We start from the raw sequence: 10,549 nt of genomic DNA, 5'->3' as shown, positions 1-10,549 counted from the left end.
CCAATTTGGGCAGTTCCACGTATAGCAATTATACAAAGGATTACGACTAAAAGATTTTTCATTGGATACGTAAAAAGGGTTGATGACTAAAGCGAACTAATAGTTCAATTAAGAGGTAAAAGTAAAAGAACTAATCGGTTTCACTTATAGAACAAGCACCCGTTGTATAATCAGTTTGTCTACTACAGGTTCTGACTAACTACTTATTTGCAGTAACAGTTTATACTTAATCGAGATAATAAATTTTGACTACTGTAGGTACTTTTCTGTATTTGGTTTCAACATGCGTCTTACAATTGTGAGCTTACCTAAAGCCGACAATTACCTGCATCGTCTGTTGCTACCGGCTTTTTGTCTTCAAAACTCTACTTTGCTTAAACCATAGAATTTGCTGAATTTCGTTTGCATGCCTTGCTAAACGGCATTGGTCAAACTATCAACTTATCGAATAATTATCGGCTATGCAAGATCTGTCATCTCAATTCCTTGTTCGTAAAGACATCACTTACTTAAACTATGGATCTTTTGGTGCGTGTGCCAAACCGGTATTTGAACGTTACCAGCAATATCAACTGGAACTGGAACAGGAAGCTGTGCAGTTTATTACTGTAAATGGTCCAAAATATCTTGAGCAGTCGAGAACGGCTTTGGGTAATTATATTAATTGTCATCAGGATGATGTGGTGTTTGTGCCCAACCCTTCGTATGCGGTAAATATTGTTGCTAAAAGTTTTGATCTGAAACCTGGTGATGAAATACTCAGCACCAACCTTGAATATGGTGCCTGTGACAGAACCTGGAGTTATTATTGTAAAAAAGCTGGTGCTGTTTATAAACGTCAACCCATCAGGCTGCCATTAATTAGTAAAGAAGATTTTATTGAACAGTTTTTTCAAGGACTGACGACAAAGACAAGAATGGTTTTTATCAGTCAGATTACAAGTGCCACAGGTCTTCGATTTCCTGTTGAAGAAATCTGTGCCATTGCAAAAGAAAAAGGATTGATCACATTTGTTGATGGCGCACATGGACCGGGTCATGTTCCTGTAGATGTGCAGGCCATGCAGGCTGATATGTACACAGGTGCCTGTCATAAATGGATGATGACACCAAAAGGAAGTTCATTTTTATATGTAAAGAAAGAATTTCAATCGTGGCTCGATCCGTTGACGGTGAGTTGGGGATATGATGCAATTCATCCTTCCCATTCGCAGTTTCTTGACTATCACCAGATGCAGGGCACCCGTGACTTCTCTGCTTTTTTAACCATACCCGATGCAATAGCATTTATGGAGAAACACGATTGGGTGAATGTTGCGGCGCATTACAGGAAATTAACACAGGACCACGCAGCAGAATTTTGTAGGCTGCTGCAAACCGAACCATTAGCACCGGTTACAGATGATTTTATTGCACAGCTATTTAGTGCTAAAATAAAAACAGCAGAACCCGAAAAATTGCAAAAGCATTTATTCAATGAATACAAAATTGAGATACCTGTTATGCGGCAGGGTGAGGATATTTACCTTCGTTATTCATTGCATGCCATCAACTCGCAGCAGGATATGGATAAATTGTTCAATGCCATTGCTGCTATTAAGAAAACAACCAATTTAATTGAATCTTAAATAAACAGATATGCCATCAGCAAAAGAAGTGGTCGATCATATGATGCAACACGATCTGTTCAGTCAATGGCTGGGCATACAGGTAATCGAAATAAAAGAAGGATATAGTAAGATCAGCATGACCGTGCGGTCAGAAATGATCAATGGTTTTGGGATTGTGCATGGTGGTGTTGCCTTTTCGTTGGGCGACAGTGCGTTTGCATTTGCCTGTAACAACCGAAATAATTTATCAGTTGCATTAGATACATCCATCAATTTTATTAAGCCGGTGCATGTGGGTGATGTATTAACGGCTGAAGCAAAAGAGTTGCACAATGGCCGGTCAACAGGGTTGTATCATATCCAGATCTTTAATCAGAAAGATCATTTGGTGGCGCAGTTTAAAGGAACCTGTTACAGGACTGGGAAAGAATTGGTTGCTGTTAAATAATCAATGGATAGAAATCATGATCTACAAATTCAAAGGCTTCATCCCGGTTGTACATGAATCTTCATTTGTTCATCCGCAGGCAACAATAACCGGCAATGTGATCATTGGTAAGCATTGCTACATTGGACCAGGCGCCGCCTTGCGTGGCGATTGGGGTGGAATTATTTTAGAAGATGGCTGCAATGTGCAGGAGAATTGTACCATTCACATGTTTCCGGGTGTTACAGTTGTTTTGAAAGAAGGCGCACATATCGGTCATGGTGCTGTGATTCATGGCGCAACCATTGGCAGCAACTGCCTGGTTGGAATGAACAGTGTGATCATGGATAATGTAGTGCTGGGTGATGAATGTATTGTGGGTGCATTGAGTTTTATAAAAGAAGGCGAAGTGTTTGAACAACGAAGTTTAATCGTGGGCAACCCGGCTAAAAAGATAAAGGAAGTGAGTGAAGAAATGATCAGCTGGAAAACGAAGGGAACGCAACTTTATCAATCGTTACCCAAGGAAATGATGAAGGAATGGGAAGTGTGTGAACCGCTAAGGGAAATTCCTGCCGACAGACCGGAGCAGGAAAAACTCTATGAGAACTGGAAAAAGCTGAAAAACGAATAAGCTGCCTCATTTTCAGCTGTACAAGAGTCAAAGACGCTTCCGGTCTTGATGCCGACCAGAGCGTCGGCATGCGACGCCAATGCAGTTGAACAGAAATACGGCTGCTCGGCCCATAAAAACTATCTTTGCCGCCAGCATGGAAAAGAACTTTATTGATTACATACGGGTATTTTGCCGCAGCGGACATGGTGGTGCGGGCATTAAGCATTTTTTGCGCAACAAACTCACCGCTTTTGGCGGGCCCGATGGTGGTGATGGTGGCCGTGGTGCACATATTATTTTAAGAGGCAATTCGCAACTCTGGACCTTACTCCATTTACGTTATTATAAAAATGTATTGGCCGATGATGGCGACCCTGGCGGCAAGAATAATATGACCGGTAAGGATGGCAAGGATATTATTATTGAAGTGCCCCTTGGAACAATTGCCCGTGACGAGGCAACAGGTGAAGTAAAAGCTGAGATCCTGGAACATGGTCAACAGGTAATTTTAATGAAAGGCGGACGTGGTGGTTTGGGTAATGCTAATTTTGCAACACCTACTAACCAGGCTCCTGAACATGCACAACCCGGAGAGCCGGGTGTGGAAGGATGGATTCAGTTGGAGTTAAAAGTGTTGGCTGATGTTGGGTTGGTTGGATTTCCGAATGCAGGAAAATCAACTTTGCTTTCAACAATCACGGCTGCAAAACCAAAGATTGCTGATTATGCATTTACCACATTGGTGCCACAGCTTGGCATGGTGGAATATCGTGATGGAAAAAGTTTTTGCATTGCTGATCTTCCCGGAATTATTGAAGGTGCTGCTGAAGGCAAAGGTCTTGGTCATCGTTTCCTTCGTCATATTGAACGTAATGCGGTATTGCTGTTTTTAATTCCTGCTGATTGTAATGATCACAAAAAAGAATTTGAAATTCTGCATAAAGAACTGGAAGAATATAACCCTGAAATGCTGCAGAAAGAATTCATCATCGCCGTTAGTAAAAGCGATATGCTCGATGATGAACTGAAAGAAGCAATTGAAAAAGAGTTGCCGAAAAATATTCCGCATGTATTTATTTCTGCTGTTACAGGCAAAGGACTTACGGAGCTGAAAGATGTGCTGTGGCAGAAATTGAATGCGTAAAAGCAGCACAGGATCTTTCGCTAAGACTAACTTATTGTTTTGAAAAAACTCATCGCCAATACAGTTGCCGATCTGTTGCAACCAGCAATGTTTAAAAAATATGCTGTCAGCTTTCTGCTGATTGCAGCAACATGCTTTTTAAATTATTCTACTTCCTTTTCCTTTTGGCTGCGTAATGTAGCTTTTTCTCATGCGCTTGTTTGGTACAGTTTATTATTCTTCTTCTTTTTTACAGCCGGGTTTCTCATTCAAAACGGAAAAGAGCTTTTTCAGAAGAAACAAGTGCAATTCATCCTCATTGCCGGGTCAATTCTCTTTGCATTAAAGGTGGCAATGCCATTTCATAAGTTGTTTCCGGATAGCATTGGCACTAATTATCAGAAAGCATTTCAGCAGCCAATGAATTGGTTTGGGGCACTGCTGGTTATGTTACCGCTGCTCATGCTCATGCACTGGCTCTTAGAAAAAAAATGGACGTTGTTCGGTATCAAACAAAAACAATCGCTGAAGGCCTATGTTCTGTTGATTGCTTTTATGCTGCCGCTGCTTATCTGGGCATCGTTACAGCATGACTTCTCCCTTGTGTATCCTAAGGCAGCAATTGTTGGTCGACAGTTGGGTAGCGAAGCAAATCCTTTTCACTATTTAGCATTCGAAACGGCATATGCTGCCGATTTTTTTACCATTGAATTTTTCTTTCGTGGATTTCTCATACTTGCCCTTTCAAAACTCATCGGCAAGCAATGTCTATTACCCGTGGCGCTATTCTACTTTTCTATTCACCTTGGTAAGCCTATGATGGAAGCAGTGAGCAGTTTTTTTGGCGGGCTTATTCTCGGCAGCATTTCTTACCACAGCAAAAGTATATGGGGCGGCTTACTCGTGCACATCAGCATTGCATTGTTCATGGAACTCTTCGGTTTCATTTTTTAACAAGTAAGGTCTGCAGCTTTCATTAATTTTATTCTTCATCAATCCGTTTTACATGAAACAGGTGAAGGTTATTTTATCCCTCTTTATTTGCAGTTTCTTTTTTGTTGACAGCATCAACGCACAATCTGTGCGTCAACTTCGCAAAACTGTTGAACTGAAAATGCCGAGAGGTGGAGAGAATGGTGGAACCGTTGCGCAAAACGGAAAGAACCGTTACTTCTATGCAACCATCGCCGGTAATAAAACATACAGCTTAGCTTACTTTAACCAGGTTGGCGAAATGATGTCGCCACCTGATCTTTCGATATTAGCCGATGTTCGTGGCTTGTGGTATAACAACGCACTCAAAACTTTCCAGGGAAATGTATTTGGCAACGGCGGCTGGGTAACTTATGTAATGGATGATGCAGGTGTACCTTATGATGTGAAACAGTTTTTACCCGGCCAGTTACAACCGCATCCTAATTCAGTTGCACAATATAACCTGCGTGAAAACCTGGTGCATTTTCTGAAAGGATCAACTGTCGTTTCTTACAATGCTGCTACAGGTGCTGAAGTAAAAGAGAAAACGTTTTTGCTGAAAACCGGTTATTCTAAAAAAACACCAGCACCTGCTGATCTCGTAATTGATTCAAATGTAGTGCTCACAAAATATAATACCACCACTGTTGTTTATACCGGCATCAGCAATGCGGAATTTGGTTTACTGAATGTGCAAACAAAAGAGATTGAATTGTACAGCAAAAACGATGGTTTACTGTACCAGAAATTAAAGTTACCTGCTGATGCTATTGTAAAAGATAAACTCAATTTCAGTTTCAGCAACAATACTTATTTCCTGTACGATGCAAGAAACAGGACCTGGGTTGGTTATCGTTAAGCTTCTTCTTTTTGTTTTTTCATAAGCCCTGCTTAATTTCAGGTATGCAGCAATGTTTATTTTGCGGTCATCCTGTTGAGCTGGTGCATGTGCATGGCCACTACCAATGTCCTGTTTGTTTTACCAATGCATTGCCTTGCTGCGATGGCGATAATTGCCATACTAATCAATACTTCAACGAGTCTGTTTCAGAAGCTGCACAAACTCCCCTTACGAATCAGCAGAAACAAGACGTTAAAAGCTGATAACAATCGTTCGCCTGGGGTGGTTTTTTCCGTAGGTTTGTCCTCCGTAAATTAAATAAGTATGAAGAAGATTATTTTAACGATCATCGTAACATGTACCTTGTTACGAAGCTATGCCGATGAAGGCATGTGGTTACCTTTATTGCTGGGCGAACAGGTTTATGCCGACATGCAAAAGAAAGGGTTGAAACTCACCAGCCAGCAATTGTACGATATCAACAAAGCATCGCTGAAAGATGCCATCATTATTTTTGGAAATGGTTGCACCGGCGAAATCGTCAGCAGCAAAGGATTGATCTTTACTAATCACCACTGCGGTTATGGTGCGATTGCTACAGCATCAACTGTTGATCATAATTACCTGCGTGATGGCTTTTATGCAAAGAATCATGCTGAAGAAATCCGTACAGCATTAACCGTCCAGTTTCTTTTACGCATTACTGATGTTACAAAAGAAGTAAACGATTCACTTGGTTCATTAAGTGGAAAAGAAAGAGCCGACAAACAAGCCGCTGTTCTTGCATCTATCAATCAGCGTTTATCAAACATTGATCAATCAATTGAATGTCGTGTAAGTCCTTTGTTCAAAGGCAACCAGTTCCTCGCATTTATTTATCAGCGTTACAAAGACATTCGTCTTGTTGGTACACCGCAGGAAAGCGTGGGTAAATTTGGTGGCGATACGGATAACTGGGAATGGCCACGTCATACCGGCGATTTCAGTGTGTTTCGTGTGTATATGTCAAAAGATGGAAAGCCGGCAGATTATAATGCTGAGAATATTCCATTGAGACCAAAATACTTTTTACCTGTTTCAATCCGTGGATTGAAAGATGGCGATTTTGCTATGACCTGGGGTTATCCCGGCAGCACTAACCGTTACGAAACATCGTTGGGTGTAAAACTATCAACCGACATCAACAACCCTACACTGGTGAAGTTGCGTGACATGCGTTTGAAATACATGTTCGCTGAAATGCAGAAAGATCCGGGCATTAAATTAAAACTCGCCAGCAGCTATGCAAGCATTGCCAACTACTGGAAGTTTTATGATGGTGAAACAAAACAGTTGCTGAAATACGATGTATACGGGCAAAAACAAAAAGCAGAGGACGTATTTATTAAATGGGCAGCAGGTAAACCTGAATATGCAAACCTGTTTTCTGAGTGGGAAAAAATATACAGCGCATGGCGACCATATGCACAACACCGTGTTTATATGACAGAAGGTATTTACGGTTCACCATTGCTTGCATTTGCTTCAACTTTATTGCAATTGGAAGCAGCACTGGTAAAACCAAATGCATCGAAGGATGATATCATCAAAGCAATGAATGCAGTTACTGAATCACGTAAAAATTTTCTTGAAGGGCATAATGCTGCCAGCGATGAGAAAATTGTTGCAGCTGCATTAATGATGTATTACAACGATGTGCCAAAGGAACAACACCCTATCAGTTTCTTTGAAAATGTAAAAGGAAGCTATGGTGATCTGAAAGATGAAGCTACTTGGAAAAAATATGCGGCAGCTGTTTTTGCCAATACCATCATTTTAAATGATGCAAAATGGAATGCATTTGCTGCCAACCCCGATGCGTTGAAATTACAGCAGGACCCTGCTTTTACTATTGGAAGTGCTTTCACTAAAAATTATAATACAAAATTCCTTCCTCGCTTTACTGAGTTTAATAATAAGAACAACGACCTCGGTCGTTTGTACCTGAAAGGAATTATGGAAATGAATCCTGCTAAAGCAAAGAAGATGTATCCTGATGCTACGTTCACCATGCGTGTGTCTTATGGTAATGTAAAAAGTTATGTGCCGAAAGATGCTGTGAAATACGATTTTGTTACTACCTCAAAAGGTTTGCTGGAAAAATATAAAGCAGGTGATTATGAGTTCGATCTTCCTTCAAAACAAATTGAACTGCTGAAGAAAAAAGATTTCGGTCAGTACATTGATAAAAGCCGTAACGATCTTGTGATCGGTTTTATTACCACCAATGATATTACCGGAGGCAACAGTGGCTCACCTGTTATTAATGGCAATGGTGAGCTGATTGGTCTTGCATTCGATGGCAACTATGAAGCACTAAGTCATAAGCTGGCATTTGATAAAGACCTCAACCGTACCATTTGTGTTGACATCCGTTATGTGCTTTGGTGCATTGATAAACTGGGGGGTGCGGAGCACCTCGTAAAAGAACTGAAGCTGGTGAAATAAACCGCTGATGAAATGATTTTCCTGATAAGAGTCCCGCCTTCAGCGGGACTCTTTTATTACCTTCATTGTATGCAATTACAAATCACTTCCGTGGAGTTATACAAACTGCGTATTCCGCTAAAACAACCCTTTGTGATTTCCCTGGGAGCACAATACGATGCGGATAATGTATTGGTGATCATTCGCACCAACAAAGGCATCAGCGGTTACGGCGAATGCAGCCCTTACATGAGTATTAACGGTGAAAGCATGGACACCTGCTTTATTGTTGGACAGTACCTTGCAGGATTACTGAAAGGAAAAGACCCGTTACGAATTGAAGAATGTGTGTTGGCAATGGACAGGCTTATTACACGTAACGAAAGCATTAAGAGTGCATTTGATATGGCCCTGTATGATATTGCTGCACAATTCATGAATCAACCGCTGTATCAACTACTGGGTGGTACGAAAAATAAAGTGATCTCTACCGATATGACGGTGGGACTTGGATCTCCTGAAAAAATGGCGAAAGAAGCCGTTGAGTACAAAGCAGCCGGTTTCCCTTCCATCAAAGTAAAGCTGGGCACAACAACGGAAGATGATGTTGCACGCATAAAAGCAATATGTGATGCTATCGGCAACGAATTGCCATTGCGCATTGATGCCAATCAAGGCTGGTCTGTTGAAACAGCCATTGGTACTTTACAGGCACTCGCTGCTTACGGCATTGAACATTGCGAAGAACCGATTGCACGTTGGAACTATATGGCCTTGCCTGAAGTAAGGAAGAACAGTCCTATTAAAATTATGAGTGATGAAAGTTGCTTTGATGAACACGATGCTGAACGTCTAGCGAAACTGAATGCCTGCGATTATTTTAATGTAAAGCTGGGAAAGAGTGGCGGTATCTGGCATGCATTGAAAATCGTGGAAGTTGCAAAAGCAAATAACTTAAAACTTCAGGTCGGTTGTTTTATGGAAAGTCGTTTAGCCATTACTGCATTGGTGCATTTTGCATACAGCAGCGACTTGATCGTTCACTACGATCTTGACACACCGTTGATGCTGAAAGAAGATCCTGTTGTTGGCGGAATGAAGTTTCTTGACAATGGCATTGTGGAAATTAACGATGCAGTTGGGATTGGAGCAACGATTGATGAAGAGTATTTACAAAAGTGTGAAAAAGTCATTATTTAATTTTTGGCGCAGCGAAAAGAGATAAGAAGTTTTACTCAGAGGGATTACTCTGCGTAACCTCTGCTTCTTCTTTCTTTGCGCCAAAAGATTTTAATCTAACCTCTTCAACACAACCTGCACATCTTCCAACGAACCTGATCTCACTAAAATCAATCCTTCTTTATCGAGTAACATGTAAGTTGGAAATTCATTAATATGTAATACATCAATTACATTGGCACCTTCAGAGTTTGTTTGCCGGTATTGCAGCAAATGCGCCCAGTTGAGTTTATACTTCGCCGTCATTGCTTTTGCAACAGCTATCTGTTGTTTGTATTCATAAGGAAAACCATACACAGTGATTTTTGCTTCGTATTGTTTAATGAGTGCAACAAGAGCCGGAAACTCTTTAATGCAGCTATCGCTTTCACTTTTCCAGAAATGAAACAATGTATAGTCCTTCGATTCCCTGAATATTACATTGATAATTTTGCCGGAGATCATATCCACACCGGAAAGCGAACGCAATGCTGAGCCGGCAGTGGGTCCATCCTGGGCACTGAGTTGTGTGGCCCACAACAACAGAACTATGGCAAGTAGTTTTTTCATAACACTGAGTTCAACAGGTAACTGCTACTTCGTTTTATCAACCGGTGGCTTATTATCCTTCCATTTCCACAGGTGTACACAAGCATAAGTGCGGTAAGGCCTCCATTTGGTTGCATGCTTCTGCATTTTCTCGTAGAGTTCCTTTTTGTTTTCGTATCCGATCTTGTACAGTTTGATCATAGCCTGCTGTATACCAAGGTCGTCAACAGGCAATACATCTTCATGCTGCAAAGCAAACATCAGGATCATTTCTGTGGTCCATCGTCCCACACCTTTTATCTTCGTCAGCTTTTCAATCACTGCTTCATCACTCATTTTATACAGCTGGGCATCGGTGATCTTCTCATCAATAAAAAAGCGGCAAACGTTGTGTACATAGTTTGTTTTTGCATTGCTTAACCCTATTCCTCTTAGTGTTTCAAACGGCGTGTCGAGTATCTGTTGTGCAGTTGGTTCTTTCTTTCCATACAATGCAAGAAAACGGTTATAGATAACTTCAGCCACTTTTGTACTCAGTTGCTGGCTCATGATGGATGCGCAGAGATACAGGTAGATCTTCTTTCGCTTCACTAACGTATGCGGCTCCTGTGCATCAAGTACTTTTTTTAGCTTTTTATCTTTTGAGAGATGCGGAATGTAATGCATGATAATTCGGATGTAAGGTTGACAATATTTCGGCTTAACAATTTCATTACAATTTATT

Annotated in this window: 11 protein-coding genes; 9 read left to right on the top strand and 2 right to left on the bottom strand. The window is 41.0% G+C overall.

The features are described 5' to 3' along the window. The first annotated feature begins 461 nt into the window (after nucleotides 1-461). The 9 genes from VK159_RS16995 to VK159_RS16955 all read left to right on the top strand — a co-directional run bounded on the left by VK159_RS16995 (nucleotide 462) and on the right by VK159_RS16955 (nucleotide 9,258). Entirely contained in the window at nucleotides 462-1,628 is a 1,167-nt protein-coding gene (locus VK159_RS16995; RefSeq protein ID WP_324231362.1) for an aminotransferase class V-fold PLP-dependent enzyme, read from the top strand. 10 nt (nucleotides 1,629-1,638) lie between these two features. Then, nucleotides 1,639-2,058 (top strand): hydroxyphenylacetyl-CoA thioesterase PaaI, encoded by a 420-nt coding sequence (gene paaI, locus VK159_RS16990; RefSeq protein WP_324231361.1) that lies wholly within the window; start codon nucleotides 1,639-1,641, stop codon nucleotides 2,056-2,058. Between the two features lie 16 nt (nucleotides 2,059-2,074). After that, nucleotides 2,075-2,671, top strand: coding sequence for a transferase hexapeptide repeat family protein (locus tag VK159_RS16985; RefSeq protein ID WP_324231360.1), 597 nt, complete (start codon nucleotides 2,075-2,077; stop codon nucleotides 2,669-2,671). Nucleotides 2,672-2,807: 136 nt separating this feature from the next. Next, nucleotides 2,808-3,797, top strand: a complete 990-nt coding sequence (obgE, locus tag VK159_RS16980; protein ID WP_324231359.1) for a GTPase ObgE — start codon at nucleotides 2,808-2,810, stop codon at nucleotides 3,795-3,797. A 39-nt stretch (nucleotides 3,798-3,836) separates the two neighbouring features. Further along, the gene (locus tag VK159_RS16975; RefSeq protein WP_324231358.1) at nucleotides 3,837-4,730 is read left to right on the top strand and encodes a CPBP family intramembrane glutamic endopeptidase; all 894 of its coding nucleotides are present in this window, start codon (nucleotides 3,837-3,839) and stop codon (nucleotides 4,728-4,730) included. Nucleotides 4,731-4,782: 52 nt separating this feature from the next. Beyond that, complete coding sequence (locus VK159_RS16970; RefSeq protein WP_324231357.1) at nucleotides 4,783-5,610, top strand: hypothetical protein; 828 nt, start codon at nucleotides 4,783-4,785, stop codon at nucleotides 5,608-5,610. Between the two features lie 44 nt (nucleotides 5,611-5,654). Beyond that, on the top strand, nucleotides 5,655-5,855 hold the full coding sequence (locus VK159_RS16965) for a hypothetical protein (protein ID WP_324231356.1): 201 nt from the start codon (nucleotides 5,655-5,657) through the stop codon (nucleotides 5,853-5,855). Between the two features lie 61 nt (nucleotides 5,856-5,916). Next, nucleotides 5,917-8,079 (top strand): S46 family peptidase, encoded by a 2,163-nt coding sequence (locus VK159_RS16960; protein ID WP_324231355.1) that lies wholly within the window; start codon nucleotides 5,917-5,919, stop codon nucleotides 8,077-8,079. A gap of 69 nt (nucleotides 8,080-8,148) precedes the next feature. Further along, nucleotides 8,149-9,258, top strand: coding sequence for a dipeptide epimerase (locus VK159_RS16955; RefSeq protein ID WP_324231354.1), 1,110 nt, complete (start codon nucleotides 8,149-8,151; stop codon nucleotides 9,256-9,258). A gap of 90 nt (nucleotides 9,259-9,348) precedes the next feature. Here VK159_RS16955 and VK159_RS16950 read toward each other — a convergent pair whose 3' ends face one another. Both VK159_RS16950 and VK159_RS16945 read right to left on the bottom strand, forming a co-directional pair. Beyond that, nucleotides 9,349-9,846 (bottom strand): hypothetical protein, encoded by a 498-nt coding sequence (locus VK159_RS16950; RefSeq protein ID WP_324231353.1) that lies wholly within the window; start codon nucleotides 9,844-9,846, stop codon nucleotides 9,349-9,351. A gap of 24 nt (nucleotides 9,847-9,870) precedes the next feature. Next, complete coding sequence (locus VK159_RS16945; RefSeq protein ID WP_324231352.1) at nucleotides 9,871-10,491, bottom strand: DNA-3-methyladenine glycosylase 2 family protein; 621 nt, start codon at nucleotides 10,489-10,491, stop codon at nucleotides 9,871-9,873. Nucleotides 10,492-10,549 lie beyond the last annotated feature (58 nt).

The sequence above is a fragment of the Lacibacter sp. genome, assembly GCF_035299325.1.
Classification (GTDB): domain Bacteria; phylum Bacteroidota; class Bacteroidia; order Chitinophagales; family Chitinophagaceae; genus Lacibacter.
This window is presented reverse-complemented; position numbering and strand designations above follow the sequence as displayed.